We start from the raw sequence: 15,260 nt of genomic DNA, 5'->3' as shown, positions 1-15,260 counted from the left end.
CCACCATACGGCCCTGCCGGGTGGCCGTCAAGATTAATCCGGCCCCTGGGCGGCGCCAAGGGCAATTATGTTTTTTTTAGCATAGGGGCCGGGGAGACCAATCCCGACCGCCCTGGCCGGGAGCCGGGAACGATTGGCTGCTTGCGGCTGGAGGCGGCGAGGGGCCGGGCCGGGACGGCTGAGTTGTCAATCAGCCCTGAGATCGTAGTAGATATCGGCCCATATTTCCCCTCCCCGGGTGCTGCCCACCAGGACCGAGAGCCATATTTCCAGCCGGGGCGGCGTGAAGCGCGACCGGCCCGCCGCGGTGCCCCGGCGTCCGCCGTATAAAATGTTCACCGAGCGGCCGGTGGTGTACAAGCCGGCGGCAACGCCGTCCAAATACTTGACCTCCCAACGCACATCGCGGGAGCCCCTGGTTTCGCGCATAATGACCGGGTAATGAGTGTTGGGCAGGATGAACTTGAGATCGTTGGGGTTGTCGGTCTCGAAACGGACCACCACCTCCCGCTCGCCAACCGGCTCGTCCAGATAGAACTCGTCAACCGCACCCCCGGAAGCATCGTGGGTCACGGTGCGGGTTCCCCGGAAGGTGCTGCCCAGGAAATCGTTGAATTGGGATATCCCGTACACGATCGGCAGGCTCCAGGTGCCCACCATGCCCCTTGGAAGGCAGTTCCCGGTAAGCGAGTGGTACCGGTAGAACGGCGAGTTGGTGCCCTCTTCGGGCAGATCCTCCCTGCCGTAGAGCGAGTCGTAATCTTGATACACCCCCCCGCAATAATTCCAGGAAGGGTGCACCCCGGGGATAATCGCGGCGACCAAGCCGGGGTCCAGGAAGTCCCACAAGGTGTTGTAGCTGATGCCGCCGCGCCACTCCTGGGTCAGGCGGAAGTCATAGCCCGCGGCGTGGGGCCAGGGGTCCAGGGGTATGACAAAGCAATCGCAGGTGGGGTGGCCCGAGGCCAGGCAGACGCGGTTGCGCCGCTCCACCGGCTCGCCGTTCATGGTCAGGCTCAGGTTGGCGCAGGAGCTCTCATGCAGCATGGAAGGGCGGGGCGGGGTGTAAATAAGCAAGGTTGACGGGGCGGTTACCGGCACCATGATCCCGGTTTCCTCGTCCAGGCGCACGGCGAGGACGTTAGGGAAAGGCTCCTCGAACATAAGCGAGAATTCCAGCGCCCGCCCCGGATGCTCGCCCCAGGTCCACTCCACTCTCAGGGCGCCGATATCCACCACCGGATAACGCACGCATCGTATGGTCACCGGGTCCGAGGCCATATCCACCGGCTGCCGGCTTTCATCGCAGGGAACGGTCCTGATCCGGCGCACTATCTCCGGATTCAACCCGCTGGGCGGCTGTATGGTCTCGGAGGCATCCACACCCCTTAATAAATCGATATTTTGGGCGGATATGAGCGTGCCCGCGGGCGGAGGGCCGTAACTGGTTTCAATCTCATCGTAGCCGCAGGACACGCGGGGAGGCCCCCAATAGTAATTGATGACCCCGGCGTCCTCCAAAACGTTGCCGCCATTGGGTTCGCTGAAGCCATCCGGCCCGCTGACCTGCAGAAGAACCCATTGGCAGCCGTCGATGTAGCTCAAGTCCCAATGAAGGCAGGCGTTGCGCGCAAGGAAAAAAGGAAGGTACACCTCGCCTGCCTCATGGCCCCACACCATGGCCAGGGGTTCGGTGGCGCCGGGGACCTCGGGAGGAGCCTCGCTGTCCCCGGAGCTTGCCTCCCCACGCAGGCGGATCTTCACCGGCTTGCCCCAGGCCACTGGCGCGGGAGGGACCATGTTCTCCCGCAGGGTGGCCCAAAGGGGCGCGGCCAGGGCGGTGCCGATCTCGGCGGTCACCAGGCCGCCTTCGGGCAGGCGAAACTCGCCGCCGATCTCATGGACCGGGGTGGAGATTTTTCGCACCTTGAAGCGGCGCTTTTCGCTCATGGCCGCCACCTGGCCGCTTTGGTCCAGGGCCTTCACCTGCCACCAGTAGGTCCGGCCGGGCTTGAGGCCTTTTTCGCGGATAGGCAGGTCGAAGTAGCCGCGCGTCAGTTCCTTGCTGGTGAACAGGGGCAGGGGCTTGCCGCGGCGGCCGGGCCGGGGGCCGGGGCGGGTGGCCAACACCTGCAAGACGTAGCGCAGGGGCCGGGTCCCGTCGGAGCCGCGCACCGGCTCCCATTGCAGGCGGCGAGAGGTGGCGGAAAGGGTCGCCTGGTCTTGCGGATGGGTGAGGTGGATTTTTTTCATGAAACCCCCCTGGGGGCTTGAAGGGTTCTTGTGCCTTTTCTCCGGGTGGGTGCTTTGGCTTGCCGGGCTGAAACCCCTATGGCCATACTGTTTTAATTGTAACCAAGCTTGGGCGGCAATTGCCATGCCTGCCCGAGGGGGCAGAGGCGGCGGGCCTGGCCCCAAAACAAACCATCCGTGGCCGCCCCTTGGGGACGCCACGGATAATTCAGGGGTTTTGCCTGGATCGCGCAAGGGCCGGGCAGGGGCCCTTGGCCGAAGACGGGTCTATTTCATCATGCGCAGGTTGATGAAGTTGCTGCGGTCGAAGCCGAGCTTCTTGAAAAAGGCCAGCATGTCGCCGGAGTCCCAGCGCACGGTGGTGTAGATATTGGCCACGCCGCGCTCGGCCAGGGTGGCGAAGAGCTTCTCGGCCAGGGCGGCGCCCACTCCGGCGCCCATCTCGCCCGGCTCCACTCCCACCAGCTCCAGCCAGCCCGAGAGGTCGGTGCCGAAATGGCCTATCTTGATCTCGCCCAGGATGAAGCCCACCACCGAGCCGTTCTTTTCGGCCACAAAGCCCAGGCGGTACTCGTTGTCCACATGCTTGGCCAGCATGTCCATCCAGGGTTGGGGGACCTCATGCCGGGTCACATGACCTTGGATGCGCTTGACCTCGGCCAGGTCCTCGGATTTCATGGCGCGCAGATTCACGGGTTCTCCCTCGCCTTGCCGTTAATCGATGCGGATGATCTTGACGTTCTTGCCCACCCACTCCGGCGGCAGGTACACCCGGCCGGAGTTGCCGCTCTGCTTGACCTCCTTTTCGATCATCTCCTCGCCGAAGACTTCGAACTTGGCCTTGTGGCGGCTGTCGGGGGCGATATCGCCGGGTTCGGGCTTGCCCCTGGGGCTGCTTTTGTCGCTCTGACTCATTAGAGAGGCCCTCAAGGTTGGTATAGACCGGCACGGTGCGGGTCCTTGGCGTCCCCGGGGCCGTGCTTGTCGGTACTTAAAATGTAGCTACATTGTGACTCTAGGCCACGGCTCGACGCCTTGTCAAGGAAATTATCAAGCGGTCCAGAAGCGATGGGGGTCGAAACGCCTAATTATTTCGAGCTCTTCCGTCGTGGGTTCCGGCGTGGTTTCCAGCTCCGCAGCCACAGCCAGCTCCCAGCCGGTCTGGTCGGCCACCTGCGCCCGGCTCACCCCGGGGTGCAGGCTGGCCAGCACCGCGCGGCCCTGCTCGAAGCTGAACACCCCCAGAGAGGTGATGAGCGCGTCGGGCCCGCCTTGGGTGAGCCCCTGGCCGCCGCGCCAGCCGGGGCCGTCGCCCCAGCCCGGCGAGGTGATGTAATCCACCCGGGGCACCAGGCGGCGGCGCTCGTGGTTCATGATGATCAGCAGGCGTCCGGCCAGGCAGGCGATGTCCGCCCCGCCTCCGGAGCCGGGCAGGCGCACCATGCCCCCCGGCGTGTCCACCCGGTGGGTGTTCACGTTGCCGAACTGGTCCACCTGGGCCCCGCCGATGAAGCCCAGGTCCACCCGCCCCCCGGACAAGAGGCTCATCACCTCGTCCAGGCCGCAGACCTTGAGCGCCCGGGCCTGGTTGGGCGTGTCGCCCATGGTGATGATGGGGCCCTGGGCCGGCTGGTCGCGGAGCACGCCGTTTTCGAACAGGCCCACCGCATTGGGGGCGTGGGTCTGTTTGGCCAGCATGAAGGCCAACAGCGGCAAACGCATGCCCACGAAGACCACCTCGCGGTCGGCGATGCGCCGGGCTGCGGCACAGACCATGATCTCGCCGGGGGTGTAGCCGCTCACCAGCCGTACTCCACCGGCGCGGAAGGCAGGCTGTGTTGGGTCATGAGCCCCCGCAAACGGGCGCTGCCCAGCTTGGCCAGATAGTCCTCCCGGCCGTTCAGGCCGAAGACCCACTCCTCCAGCCAGGCCTGGGCCTGGTCGGGATCGCGGGTAGCGGCCGCGTAATCAAGATAAAAGGGGTTGTCCAGGTCGTAGTAGCCCTGCACCGGGGCGGGGTGGGCCCCCCAGGGCACCTCGCAAACGTGATCCACCAAAATGCCCGGCACCAAGGTGCGGTCCGGGTCGCGGCGGATCACCTCCGTGTCCACCAGCTCCTCGCAGGTCAGAAGCACCTTCTTGCTGGCCATGGCCGCCTGGCGGGTGAAGCCGCTGGCCCCCCACGCCTGGCCGTTGCCCTGGGCATCGGCTCGCTGCACGTGGATCAGGGCCAGGTCGGGGTTGAGCGCCTTGATGGCCAAGAGCTCCTGCCCGCTGTGGGGGCAGGTCATTTTCTTGAAATGGGGGCTGTCCTTCACCATGTCGCTGCCCAAGGGCGAGCGCCCCACGGCCATGGGCAGGCCCCGCGCCCCGGCCTCCAGGGCCAGGGTGATGGAGAAGTTGCTGTGGTCGATCACCTCCAGCGGCCGGGGCAGGCCCTTTTCCACCGCGCGGCGAAAGTTGTAGCCGATGCCGGTGGACACGTTGCCCACCCAGGCGGCCACCACCCTCCGGGCCAACCCGGCGGCGATGATTTGGTCGAAGCTGATGTTGGATATGGGCGCGATGAGGGTGAGGTTACCGATACGCTGGCGGATCAGCTCGTGGGCCGCGGCATAGGGGATCATGCCCTCCAGGCCGCAGGACAGGGCCACGCTGTCGCCGGGGCGCGCCAGGCGCTCGATGGCCTGGTCCAGGCCGCATACCTTGTCCGCCGGTTTGGCCATGCCCTCCCGCTCCGCTGTGCTCCGAATTCAATAGCAGACCGGCGCGGCCGGCCACAAGGCGCTTTAGAGGAACTCCCGCCCCGCCTCGGGCTTCTTGCGCACGATTTTTTTCATGAGCGGCGCGGCCTCTTTCAGCACCGTGCCCACCGGCCGGGGCCGGGGCCCGGGCTGGTCCAGGCCCATCTTGGCCGCCTTGAGGGGCTTGAAGGTCAGGGCCTCGGCGCTGAGCATCTTTTCCTTGGCCGTGAAGTTCACTCCCAGGATCTTGCGCCGTTGCAGCTCCACCGGGTCCAGGGAGCGCAGATACGAGGCCAGCATCATCAGGTCGTGGTTGGCCTCGAAGGTCAGGATGTCGCGGTTGACCTCTTCCATGAGCTCCAGGGCCTTTTGGCGCTCCGCCTCCAGGGCCTCGGCTTCGGCCACCAGGCCCTGGTAGAGCCCCTTGATCAGGCTGGCGTAGCGGGCGCTCTTGGTCAGGCCCCGGATGCGGGCCAGCCCCACCGCCGGGGCCGCCTGGCCCACTCCCCGGGGGGAGGGCGGGTCCACCCCGGCGATGGCGAAGAACTCCTCCCACGCCGCCTGGGCTCCCAGGGCCCGGCCCAATAGGGCGCGGTGGCGCTCCCACAGGCTGATGCCCCCCAGCCAGGCGCTGGCCGCCTCGGTGACCAGGAGAATCTCCTCCTCCACGATGCGCCGCTCGCGGAAGTAGTTCTGGATGACCTCTTGCTTGACCGCTTGTTGCAGAGCTTGGATGTATTGTTCGTCAGGCATGGCTTCGCCGGGGGTTGGGGCCTATTAGCTTGTTAGGCGGGGCGCCTTTTGGTAGCTTTCCCTCATGGAGTACACCATGCCCCACGTAAGCATAATCTGCAAGGCCAAGACTCCGGCCGCCCGGCAGCAGGCCGAGCGCCTCGCCGCCTGGCTGAGCGAGCGCGGCTCCAGCTCCCTGGTCCTGGAGGCGCGGGGCGGAGAGCCGGGCGCGGGCAACGGCCCGGAGAGCCCCCTGCCGCCCGAAACCGGGCTGGTGGTGGTCCTGGGCGGCGACGGCACCATGCTGGGCGCGGTGCGCCAGGTGGTGGCCAGCGGCCTGGAGCAGGTGCCGGTCCTGGGGGTGAACCTGGGCGGCCTGGGCTTCCTCACCGCCCTGGGGCCGGAGGAGCTTTTGCCGGCCATGGAAAAGGTGCTCCAGGGACACTACGCCGCCCCGCCCCGCCTGATGCTCGACGCCGAGGTGCGCCGGGGAGGCGAGACACTCGACGGCTTCACCGCGCTCAATGACCTGGTGATCAACAAGGCGGCCCTGGCCCGCATCGTGGAGATGAAGGCGGCGGTGGACGGCCACGGCCTGACCACCTTCAAGGCCGACGGCCTGATCATCTCCACCCCCACCGGCTCCACGGCCTACAACCTCTCGGCCGGGGGCCCCATCTGCCATCCGGCCCTTAACTGCATCGTACTCAGCCCCATCTGCTCCTTCGCCCTTACCAACCGGCCCCTTCTGCTGGGCCCCTCCATGGAGCTGTGCGTCACCCTGGGCGAGCGCTCCGGGGACACCACCCTGACCTGCGACGGCCAGGTGGGCCTGGAACTGGAGCCCGGCGACGAGATCCGCATCAAGCGCTCGGCCCATTCGGTGCGCCTGGTGGAATCGCCTTTCCGCGACTACTTCGAGATTCTCAGAACCAAACTGCGCTGGGGGTAGCCCTAGTCTTCCTGGGGCAGGATCAGGCGGAAGGTGCTGCCCTCGCCGGGCGTGCTTTCCACCTGGACATGGCCGCCGTGGGCCAGGACGATCTTGCGGGCGATGGCCAGGCCCAGGCCGGTGCCGCCGCTCTTGGTGGTGAAAAAGGGGAAGAATATCTTCTCCAGCTCACCGTCGGGGATGCCCATCCCATGATCGCGCACCTCCACGATCACGTGGTCTCTATCCCGGCGGGCCTCCACCAGCACCTCGCCGCCCTGGGGCGAGGCCTGCACCGCGTTGTTGATCAGGTTGATAAGTACCTGCTTTAGCCGCCCCGCGTCCCCGGCCAGGCCCAGGCCGCCCTCGGGCAGCTTGGAGGCCAGGCCCACCCCCTGCTCGCTGGCGCTGGAGCCGGTGAGGGTGAAGACCTCGGCCAGGAGCTCCTCCAGGGCCAGGGGCCGCCGTTGCAGGTCCAGGGACCGGGAATAGTCCAGCATCTGGCGCAGCAGGTTCTCCATGTGGCGCACCTGGTCCACGATGATGTTGAGCTGGCCCCGGTAGGGGTGGCTGGGCTCCAGGTCGCGCTGGATGCGCTGGGCGAAGCCGCCGATGGCGATGAGCGGGGTCTTTAGCTCGTGGGCCACCGCCGCCGCCGCCTGGCCCAACAAGGCCAGGTTCTCGGCCTCCTTGACCCGCCGGGCCTCGCGCCGCTCCCGGTCCACCAAAAAGCCGGTGAGCCCGCCGGTGATGAAATACAGGGCCATCTCCGCCGCGCCCAGGAGCATGTGGTCGGCGCCAGCCCCGGCTCCCCACCACAGGTCCAGGTAGTTCAGGGAGACCAACGCCGCGCAGATGAGCCCGCCGGTGAGGCCGAAGAGCAGGCTGGACATGAACAGGGGCAGGAACAACAGGCGCTGCACCAGGGCGGCCAGCTCGGGCCGGGTGGGGGCCAGGTAGTGGTTGGCCAGGCTTAAGCCCGCCAGCAACAGCACCACCGGGGCCACCTTGAGCCAGGTGGGGATGATGCTCCAACGGCGGCGCATTTCGTTGAACAAGGGGCCGGCTTCTCCTTGCGGATCGGAGGGGCAATGGCGCGAAATTGCCCTCAGCATATCACCTGGCCTCGGCCCAACCAAGCTGCCGGGAATTCTTTTTACTTGGCGGTTGGGGCCGGGGCGTGCTACCAAATTCATTAGCGAACTTTTGCCGCGCCCAAAGCGCGGAGGTCTATGTTGCGAGCCCTGCAAGGAGACTCATCCATGGTGCGCCTACACCGCGTTTTGGCCCTCACGGCCCTCGTCGTCACCCTGCCCCTCATCATGGCCATGGGCTTCGGCGGCAGCGAGGCCCCCACCCGGATTCCCGAGCCCAAGGTCAACTACCTGGTAACCCTGACCGATCAGGGCGGCACCACGGTCGAGCTGAGCCACTTCTCCATCGAGGGCGTGGGTTTCGTGACCGGCGAGATGGGCCGGGGCGATCTGGCCGTGCCCCTGGACAAGGTGAAATCGGTCCAGATCCGCCGCCTGGACGGCGAGACCAAGGCCACCCTGGGCATGGCCGACGGCAAGACGGTGAAGGTGATCCTCAAGGGCGACCTCAAGGCCACCGGCAAGACCGCTTTCGGCAACTACCGCATCCCCCTGGACGAGGTCAGCTCCATCGTCATCAAGGGCATCGGCCGCTAGGGCCTTCCCCCTCAGCCGGAGGGCGGCCGCCGGGGCAAAAACAGGCGCACCAGCACCAGGCCGATGACGAAGCCGCCGATGTGGGCCATCCAGGCCACCCCCGGCCCTCCGCGACCCACCACCTGCAACAGGAACCAAACCCCCAGCACCACCACCGCGGGCACGCGGATCAGCTGCACGTAGAACAATAGCCACAACAAGACCACCACGTTGGCCCGGGGGTAGAGCAGGAAATAGGCCCCCAGCACCGCCGCGATGGCTCCGGAAGCCCCCACCATGGGCAGCTGGGAGCCCGGCGAGGCGATGACGTGGGCCAGGTTGGCCAACACCCCGCCCAGCAGGTAGAACAGCCCGAAACGCACCGGCCCCAGGCGGTCCTCGATGTTGTTGCCGAAAATCCACAGATAGAGCATGTTGCCCGCCAGGTGGAAAAATCCGCCGTGCAGGAACATGCAGGTGAGCAGGGTGAGCGGCTGGGGCAGCCAGGCCAGCATCTGGGGCGTGGGCTGCTCGCCGGTGAGCCAGGCGGGCACCACCCCGTACTGGTATAGGAATACGTACTCCGCCCGAGGGGCCAGGCTCAGCTGGTACAGGTAGACCAGGACATTGAGCCCGATGATGCCCAGGGTCAGGTAGGGGATGCCCTGGGTGGGGTTTTCGTCCTTCAGGGGCAGCAAGCCGCATCCTCCGGGTGGGCCGGGCCGCCCTTGCGCGTTGGGCGGACCTGGGTATAGGTTTTAGCATAAGCGTCAACCAGGGGGACAGGACAGGGCACGGCCTTGAGCAAGAACGCCCATATCGCCACCTTCGGGTGCCAGATGAACGCCTACGATTCCGAGCGCATGGCCGGGATGCTGGCCAAGCTGGGATACGGCCGGGCCGAAAGCCCCGAGGCGGCGGATCTCATCGTGATCAACACCTGCTCGGTGCGCCAGCGGGCCGAGCAAAAGGTCTACTCCTACGTGGGCGAGCTAAAGCGGCTCAAGGCGGCCAACCCCGAGTTGATCATCGGAGTGGGCGGCTGCGTGGCCCAGCAGGAAGGCGACAAGCTGCTCAAGCGCCTGGCCCATCTGGACTTCGTGTTCGGCCCCGGCGCCCTGGAGCGCCTGCCCGAGCTGGTGGACCAGGCCGCCCGGGGCCGCCGCCTGGCCCTCACCGACCTTAAGGTAGTTCCCCCGTCCCAGCTCATCGTGCCCGCCGACCCCGGCCTCAAGGCCCTGGTCACGGTGATGACCGGCTGCGACAACTTCTGCTCCTACTGCGTGGTGCCCCACGTGCGCGGCCGCGAGAAATCGCGCCCCGCCGGGGAGATCGTGGAAGAGGTGAGCGCCCTGACCGAAGCCGGGGTGCGCGAGGTGCAGCTGTTGGGCCAGAACGTGAACTCCTACCGCGACCCCGGCGAGGGCCTGGACTTCGCGGGCCTCTTGGCCCGGGTGGCCGAGGTGCCCGCCCTGTGGCGGATTCGCTTTACCACCAGTCACCCCAAGGACCTGGGCCGCCCGCTCATGGAGGCCTTGGCCGGTATCGACAAGGTGATGGAGCAGCTCCACCTGCCGGCCCAATCGGGCAGCGACCGCGTGCTCAAGGCCATGAACCGGGGATACAACCGGGCGCAGTATTTGGAGCGGGTCGCCGAGCAACGGGCTCTGGTGCCCGGCCTGGCCCTGGGCGGGGACATCATCGCGGGCTTCCCCGGGGAAAGCGAAGAAGAATTCAATGAGACCTTGAGCCTGCTGGCCGAGGTCCGCTACGATTTTCTATATAGCTTCAAGTATTCCGACCGGCCTTTCACCCGGGCGGGCAAGATGGGCCGCAAGCTGAGCGAAGCGGCCAAGAGCGAGCGTTTGGTGCGCTTGCAGGCCTTGCAGCGGGAGATCGGCCTGGAGGAGCACCGGGCCCAGGAGGGCCGGGTGGTGGAAGTGCTGGTGGAGGGGCCGGCCAAAAAAGGCGAAGGCCTGATGAGCGGGCGTTGCCGGGCCGGAAGGGCGGTGAACTTCCCGGGCGGCCCGGAGCTGGCCGGGCGGCTGGTCTCGGTGCGCATAACCCAGGGGCGGGAGAACTCGCTGGTGGGCGAGCTGGCCGAGGCCGGAGAGTGAGCGAAGCCATGATCCCCATGACAGTGCAAGGGCTGACCATAGACCCCGCGTCCAACAGCCCCATCCTGATCCTCCAGGAGATGACCGGCGAGCGGACCCTGCCCATCTGGATCGGGCTCCTGGAGGCCACGGCCATCGCCAGCGAGCTGGAGAAGGTCTCCTTCTCCCGGCCCATGACCCACGACCTGACCATGAGCCTGCTGGGGCACCTGGGCTGCGCCATCCGCAAGATCGAGGTCACCCAGCTCAAGGAAAACACCTTCTACGCCTTGATCCATCTCGAAGGCCCCCAGGGGACCAGCGCCATCGACTCGCGCCCCTCGGACGCCATCGCCCTGGCCCTTCGGGCCGAGGCGCCCATCCTGGTGGCCGAGGAGGTGCTCATCGCCGCGGCCGCCTCGCCGGACAAGGGCCGGGTCCGCCAGGGCAAGGACTGGAAAGATGTCCTGGAAGGCATGGACCCCGAGGATTTCGGCAAGTACAAGATGTGAGGCCCCTGGTCCGCGCCGCCCCAGCGGCCGGACGGCAAGAGGGCTGGGCAGTTCCTGCCCGGCCCGCTCTGGGGTATACTGAGCGACCGGGCAACAGGGCCCGGACAAGCTCGCCGGCCGGCGGGCGGGGGAAATTTCAGCCTTCGGCTGCCTCGCCACGCCCCGCAACAATCAGGTTCTTTGCCCTCCCGGAGCCCGGCCGTCGGCCCAGCCGGGAGGTCTGGTCAGAGGAATCGCCCTCAACCGCCTGCCCCGCGGAGAGACATGCTGGAGAACGGACCCATTATACTGATCGTCGACGACAGCCGTCTGGCCCGCGCCGCCACCTCCGCCAGCCTGCGGGCGGCGGGCTACCAGGAAATCCTGGAGGCGGGCAGCGCCGAGGAGGCCATGGCCCTCCTGGAGGATGGCGGCCCGGGGGTGGACCTGGTGCTGTTGGACATCGTGCTGCCCGATGCCGACGGCATAACCGTCTGCGCCCGCATCAAACAGAGCAAAGAGCTAAAGGGCATCCCGGTGATCATGGCCACCGCCCAGGACGACCAGGAAAGCCTCAAGGATGCTTTCAAGGCCGGGGCCATGGACTACATCACCAAGCCCATCAAGGAAGTTGAGCTCACCGCCCGGGTGCGCTCGGCCCTGGCGCTCAAGCTGGAGATGGACCAGCGCAAGGCCCGCGAAAAGGAACTGCAAAGGCTCACCCGCCAGCTGGCCAAGGCCAACCAGGAACTGCGCCTGCTCTCGGGCCGCGACGGCCTCACCGGAGTGGCCAACCGCCGCTTCTACGAGGAGCAGCTCGCCCGGCAGTGGGCCCATTGTCAGCGGGAGCAAACCCCCTTGGGTATGCTGATGATCGACATCGACCACTTCAAGGGCTACAACGACCGCTACGGCCATCTGGCCGGGGACGACTGTCTGCGCCGGGTGGCCCAGGCGTTGGAGGCGGGCCTCAATCGGCCGGTGGACCTTTTGGCCCGCTACGGCGGCGAGGAGTTCGTGGCCATATTGCCCTACACCGACGACCAGGGGGCCATGGTGGTGGCCGAGGCCCTGCGCCGGGCGGTGGAGAAGCTGGGCCTGGATCATGCCGGAGCGTCCACCGGCATAGTGACGGTAAGCGTGGGCGCGGCGGCTTGCCTGCCCAACGCGGAACTGGCCCCGGAGGCGGTGTGCGCCGCCGCCGACCAGGCCCTCTATGCGGCCAAGCAGGCGGGCCGCAACCAAGTGAGCCTGGGGAGGGTGGAAATCGCCGCCTGAGGCTGGCTAGCGCCGGGAGAGAAAACTGTGATCGATCTGCACACCCACACCCTGTTCAGCGACGGCGAGCTCTTGCCCTCGGAGCTGGCCCAGCGGGCTTCGGTCCTGGGCCTGGAGGGCCTGGCCTTCACCGACCACGCGGACATGAGCAATTTGGAGACCGCCCTGCCCGCGCTCCTGGCCGCCGCCCGCGCTCTGGACGAGCAGCACGCCATGCGCATAATCGCCGGGGTGGAGCTGACCCATTTGCCGCCCGCGCTCATCGGGCCCTGGACCCAGAGGGCCCGCGCCCTGGGGGCCCAGATCGTGGTGGTGCATGGCGAGAGCCCGGTGGAGCCGGTGGCGCCGGGCACCAACCGCGCGGCGCTCGAGGCCGGGGTGGACGTGCTGGCCCACCCTGGGCTCATCACCCCGGAGGAATGCGCCCTGGCCGCCGAAAAAGGCGTCATGCTGGAGATAAGCGCCCGGGGCGGGCACAGCCTGGGCAACGGCCGGGTGGCCCGTCTGGGCCTGGCCGCCGGGGCCTCGCTGGTCATCAACACCGACGCCCATGCCCCCCGCGACCTCATTGATCACGCCTTCGCTCTCAAGGTCGGCCTCAACGCCGGGCTGGAGCCGGAGCAGGTGGAGCAGTGCTTCACCAACGCGCGGCGCCTGCTGGACCGGGCCCAGGGAGCGGCGGTCTGATTCCGCGAGGCCATGCCTGAGGATTCCCCACTGATCATGCGCCTGCAAGCGGCCCTGGCCCAAGGCCCCGCCGCCCTGCTGGCCGTGTGCGCGGCGGAGCTGAGCACCCGCCGGGGCATTGATGATCCCGGCGCGGCCCGGGCCGTGGCCAAGGACGCCGAGCTGGGCCGTCTGGCCGCGCGCCAAGCCCCCGCCTCGGAGCTGGCCGCGCGCATTGCGGTCCTGGCCGGGGCCGACCGCTGCCTGGGCTGCGGCTCCTGCTGCCGGGTAAGCAGCCCCACCCTTTACGCCGAGGATTTGCCCCGTCTGCAAGAAGCCGGGCTGGGCCATGAGGCGCTGATCACCCTGCGGCCTGGCGAGCGGGTCTACTCGGCCCGTTTGGGCCGCTTCCAGGTCTTGGCTGAGGAACTGATAAAGCTACGCGAAGAGGGCGGGGCCTGCTCCCGCCTTACGCCGCGCGGCTGCGGAATTTATGAGCAACGGCCCTTGCAATGCCGCTGGCTGGAGTGCTGGTCCGGCCGCAACGCGGGGCAACTGACGGAGCGTCCCCGCCTGGGCCGCGCCGAGCTGCTGGCCGATGACCACACCGCCCGAGCCCTTGCCCGCGAGTACGAGGCCAAGGTCCCGGCGGCACAGCTGCACGCCGCCTTGGCCGCCGCCGCCGAAGGCGACACCGAGGGTGCCGAGCAAGCCCTGGCCTTGCTGGAGCTGGATCACCGCCTGCGCGCGGGCATCAGCGCCAAGTTCGGCTATGCGCCCGAAACGCTGCCTCTGATCCTGGGACGGCCCGCCCTTGAGGTCGCGGCCAACTACGGCCTGGAAGTGGCCTTGGAAAACGATCAGCCGATTCTGCGCCGAAAAGCCTAAGGCCCGCCTTTTTCGGCCCACAGCCCCCGTTTGGCTTTGCGTGCCTCTCTCTCCGCTCGCCGAAAATCGGCCTTGTGGCGGTAGTTGAAGCGCCGGTACACCCGCGCCCAGCCGCCCGCGATCATCTCTTGGTTGAGCATACGGCCATCGGGCAGATACACGAAGGCCAGCAGCCGCCCGTAGCGGTCGCGGTAGTCGCTTAGGGGCCGGCCGTCCACCAGCTTGACCATGTCCCCCACCTTTACGAGCGCCCGCGCGGCCTGGCGTGCCGCCTGGCCCGCGGCCGCCTCCTGTTCCGGCGTGCGGTGGTGCCGCCGAGCCCGGCGGGCCAGGCCCTTGCTGTGGCCGGTCTCGGGCGCGTCCACTCCCAACAAGCGCACCAGCTCCTCGCGGCCCTTGATGCTAACCAGGATGGTGTCCCCGTCGTTAATGTAGACCACCTGGGCCGTGCGGCTCCCTGCCTGGGCGCTCAGCGCCAGGCAGAGAACCAGGCCCAGCGCGGCCAGAAGGCGTGCCGGGCGCATGGCTACAGGCTCACCCGCAGGCCGTCGTGGGCCACGGTCACCGGCATGGCCAGGCCGTGCTCCGCGAAGGCCCGCTCGGCCAGGGCCTGCCAGGCGGCGTGGTCGTGGGGGATGGGGTAGGGCGCGCCGTCCGCGCCGCAAAGGGGCTCGGCTGGCGCGTACTTCTTGAGCATGGCGTTGGCCGGGTCGTCGCCCGGTATGTGGTCCTGGCAGGAGAGATGCGCCAGGTACACCCGCCCCGGCTGCCAGCGCTTGAGCTGGGGCAGGGCGTTTTGCAGGCTCAGGTGGTTGGCCCGGTTCACCTTGGGCTCGTGCACGAAATGGCTCTGGCACACCAACAGGTCCAGGTCCGCGAAGGCGTCTGGATCCATCGGGCGCACCATGTCGCTGGTGTAGCCCAGGCGGAATGGGCCTCGCGGGGTGGCCAGGGTGATCACGTAGCCCACCGAGCCTTTGGGGATGGGGCCGTGGTCGGTCTTGACCGGCGCGCAGCCCAGCTCCAGGCCAAAGGGCGCGCCTGCCAGCTCCGTGCCCGGCTCGGCCAGGCGCTTTTCCAGCAGGCTGCCCAGGAGGTAGCCGAAGCGAATCTCGATCTGCTCCCAGGCCGTGGGGCTGGCATAGACCGGAATGGGCGACCAATCATCGGGCGGCAGGTTGCGGCGGTAGCAGAGCAGCTCGTCCAGGCCCAGGTAGTGGTCGCCGTGCTCATGGGTGATGAGCACCGCGTCGGGCCGGGGCAGGTCCTCGCGCACCAGCTGGGCGCGCAGGTCCGGGCCGGGGTCGATGAGCAGCCGGGCCGGGCCTTCCAGCCACAGGCTGGTGCGGGTGCGGCTCTGGCCGATAGCCCTGAGATGGCGGCAAGTGGCGCAGGGGCACTGGTGCTCGGGCAGGCCCCAGGCCCCGCCGGTGCCCAGAAAAATCAGCTCCATGCTATACTCCCTTGCACGGGGCTCGTCCCCGAAAGGCCCACTTTAGCATCCCGCTAAT

At 67.7% G+C, this 15,260-nt stretch carries 17 protein-coding genes; 7 read left to right on the top strand and 10 right to left on the bottom strand.

Going from position 1 to position 15,260, the window contains the following annotated elements:
• Positions 1-186: 186 nt before the first annotated feature.
• The 6 genes from KQH53_01335 to KQH53_01310 form a co-directional block, all read right to left on the bottom strand.
• Positions 187-2,253, bottom strand: coding sequence for a hypothetical protein (locus KQH53_01335; GenBank protein ID MCB2225289.1), 2,067 nt, complete (start codon positions 2,251-2,253; stop codon positions 187-189).
• A gap of 267 nt (positions 2,254-2,520) precedes the next feature.
• A complete protein-coding gene (locus KQH53_01330; GenBank protein ID MCB2225288.1) occupies positions 2,521-2,946 on the bottom strand; it encodes a GNAT family N-acetyltransferase in 426 nt (141 codons plus the stop codon).
• Positions 2,947-2,967: 21 nt separating this feature from the next.
• Positions 2,968-3,168, bottom strand: a complete 201-nt coding sequence (locus KQH53_01325) for a DUF2080 family transposase-associated protein (GenBank protein ID MCB2225287.1) — start codon at positions 3,166-3,168, stop codon at positions 2,968-2,970.
• 135 nt (positions 3,169-3,303) lie between these two features.
• Entirely contained in the window at positions 3,304-4,056 is a 753-nt protein-coding gene (locus KQH53_01320) for a hypothetical protein (protein MCB2225286.1), read from the bottom strand.
• A complete protein-coding gene (locus tag KQH53_01315) occupies positions 4,053-4,979 on the bottom strand; it encodes a hypothetical protein (GenBank protein ID MCB2225285.1) in 927 nt (308 codons plus the stop codon). Before KQH53_01315 ends, KQH53_01320 begins: the two co-directional genes overlap by 4 nt.
• A 63-nt stretch (positions 4,980-5,042) precedes the next feature.
• The gene (locus tag KQH53_01310) at positions 5,043-5,750 is read right to left on the bottom strand and encodes a hypothetical protein (GenBank protein MCB2225284.1); all 708 of its coding nucleotides are present in this window, start codon (positions 5,748-5,750) and stop codon (positions 5,043-5,045) included.
• 76 nt (positions 5,751-5,826) lie between these two features.
• Between KQH53_01310 and KQH53_01305 the strand changes: the two genes are divergently transcribed.
• On the top strand, positions 5,827-6,681 hold the full coding sequence (locus KQH53_01305; protein MCB2225283.1) for an NAD(+)/NADH kinase: 855 nt from the start codon (positions 5,827-5,829) through the stop codon (positions 6,679-6,681).
• 2 nt (positions 6,682-6,683) lie between these two features.
• Here KQH53_01305 and KQH53_01300 read toward each other — a convergent pair whose 3' ends face one another.
• Entirely contained in the window at positions 6,684-7,718 is a 1,035-nt protein-coding gene (locus KQH53_01300; GenBank protein ID MCB2225282.1) for a HAMP domain-containing histidine kinase, read from the bottom strand.
• Positions 7,719-7,922: 204 nt separating this feature from the next.
• Here KQH53_01300 and KQH53_01295 point away from each other — a divergent pair, with 204 nt between their 5' ends.
• The gene (locus KQH53_01295) at positions 7,923-8,351 is read left to right on the top strand and encodes a hypothetical protein (GenBank protein ID MCB2225281.1); all 429 of its coding nucleotides are present in this window, start codon (positions 7,923-7,925) and stop codon (positions 8,349-8,351) included.
• Between the two features lie 11 nt (positions 8,352-8,362).
• Here KQH53_01295 and KQH53_01290 read toward each other — a convergent pair whose 3' ends face one another.
• Positions 8,363-9,028: a rhomboid family intramembrane serine protease gene (locus tag KQH53_01290; protein MCB2225280.1), complete on the bottom strand. Its 666-nt coding sequence runs from the start codon at positions 9,026-9,028 to the stop codon at positions 8,363-8,365.
• 102 nt (positions 9,029-9,130) lie between these two features.
• Here KQH53_01290 and miaB point away from each other — a divergent pair, with 102 nt between their 5' ends.
• The 5 genes from miaB (at position 9,131) to KQH53_01265 (ending at position 13,749) form a co-directional block, all read left to right on the top strand.
• Positions 9,131-10,447, top strand: a complete 1,317-nt coding sequence (gene miaB, locus KQH53_01285; GenBank protein MCB2225279.1) for a tRNA (N6-isopentenyl adenosine(37)-C2)-methylthiotransferase MiaB — start codon at positions 9,131-9,133, stop codon at positions 10,445-10,447.
• Positions 10,448-10,455: 8 nt separating this feature from the next.
• Positions 10,456-10,938: a bifunctional nuclease family protein gene (locus tag KQH53_01280; protein MCB2225278.1), complete on the top strand. Its 483-nt coding sequence runs from the start codon at positions 10,456-10,458 to the stop codon at positions 10,936-10,938.
• Positions 10,939-11,202: 264 nt separating this feature from the next.
• Complete coding sequence (locus KQH53_01275) at positions 11,203-12,195, top strand: diguanylate cyclase (protein ID MCB2225277.1); 993 nt, start codon at positions 11,203-11,205, stop codon at positions 12,193-12,195.
• Positions 12,196-12,222: 27 nt separating this feature from the next.
• Complete coding sequence (locus tag KQH53_01270; protein MCB2225276.1) at positions 12,223-12,882, top strand: histidinol phosphate phosphatase domain-containing protein; 660 nt, start codon at positions 12,223-12,225, stop codon at positions 12,880-12,882.
• Between the two features lie 12 nt (positions 12,883-12,894).
• On the top strand, positions 12,895-13,749 hold the full coding sequence (locus KQH53_01265; GenBank protein MCB2225275.1) for a YkgJ family cysteine cluster protein: 855 nt from the start codon (positions 12,895-12,897) through the stop codon (positions 13,747-13,749).
• Here KQH53_01265 and KQH53_01260 read toward each other — a convergent pair.
• Together KQH53_01260 and KQH53_01255 are read right to left on the bottom strand one after the other, a co-directional pair.
• The gene (locus tag KQH53_01260) at positions 13,746-14,273 is read right to left on the bottom strand and encodes a thermonuclease family protein (GenBank protein ID MCB2225274.1); all 528 of its coding nucleotides are present in this window, start codon (positions 14,271-14,273) and stop codon (positions 13,746-13,748) included. The two genes, KQH53_01265 and KQH53_01260, sit on opposite strands and share 4 nt — an antisense overlap.
• A 2-nt stretch (positions 14,274-14,275) precedes the next feature.
• Positions 14,276-15,202, bottom strand: a complete 927-nt coding sequence (locus KQH53_01255) for an MBL fold metallo-hydrolase (GenBank protein MCB2225273.1) — start codon at positions 15,200-15,202, stop codon at positions 14,276-14,278.
• Positions 15,203-15,260 lie beyond the last annotated feature (58 nt).

It is taken from the genome of Desulfarculaceae bacterium, assembly GCA_020444545.1.
Taxonomy (GTDB): domain Bacteria; phylum Desulfobacterota; class Desulfarculia; order Desulfarculales; family Desulfarculaceae; genus Desulfoferula.
This window is presented reverse-complemented; position numbering and strand designations above follow the sequence as displayed.

What these genes read in the sequence shown, in the direction of transcription:
- KQH53_01335 (MCB2225289.1), bottom strand. Translation starts at nt 2,253, where the DNA reads ATGAAAAAAATCCACCTCACCCATCCGCAAGACCAGGCGACCCTTTCC.
- KQH53_01325 (MCB2225287.1), bottom strand. Translation starts at nt 3,168, where the DNA reads ATGAGTCAGAGCGACAAAAGCAGCCCCAGGGGCAAGCCCGAACCCGGC.
- KQH53_01315 (MCB2225285.1), bottom strand. Translation starts at nt 4,979, where the DNA reads ATGGCCAAACCGGCGGACAAGGTATGCGGCCTGGACCAGGCCATCGAG.
- KQH53_01310 (MCB2225284.1), bottom strand. Translation starts at nt 5,750, where the DNA reads ATGCCTGACGAACAATACATCCAAGCTCTGCAACAAGCGGTCAAGCAA.
- KQH53_01305 (MCB2225283.1), top strand. Translation starts at nt 5,827, where the DNA reads ATGCCCCACGTAAGCATAATCTGCAAGGCCAAGACTCCGGCCGCCCGG.
- KQH53_01295 (MCB2225281.1), top strand. Translation starts at nt 7,923, where the DNA reads ATGGTGCGCCTACACCGCGTTTTGGCCCTCACGGCCCTCGTCGTCACC.
- KQH53_01280 (MCB2225278.1), top strand. Translation starts at nt 10,456, where the DNA reads ATGATCCCCATGACAGTGCAAGGGCTGACCATAGACCCCGCGTCCAAC.
- KQH53_01275 (MCB2225277.1), top strand. Translation starts at nt 11,203, where the DNA reads ATGCTGGAGAACGGACCCATTATACTGATCGTCGACGACAGCCGTCTG.
- KQH53_01265 (MCB2225275.1), top strand. Translation starts at nt 12,895, where the DNA reads ATGCCTGAGGATTCCCCACTGATCATGCGCCTGCAAGCGGCCCTGGCC.
- KQH53_01260 (MCB2225274.1), bottom strand. Translation starts at nt 14,273, where the DNA reads ATGCGCCCGGCACGCCTTCTGGCCGCGCTGGGCCTGGTTCTCTGCCTG.
- KQH53_01255 (MCB2225273.1), bottom strand. Translation starts at nt 15,202, where the DNA reads ATGGAGCTGATTTTTCTGGGCACCGGCGGGGCCTGGGGCCTGCCCGAG.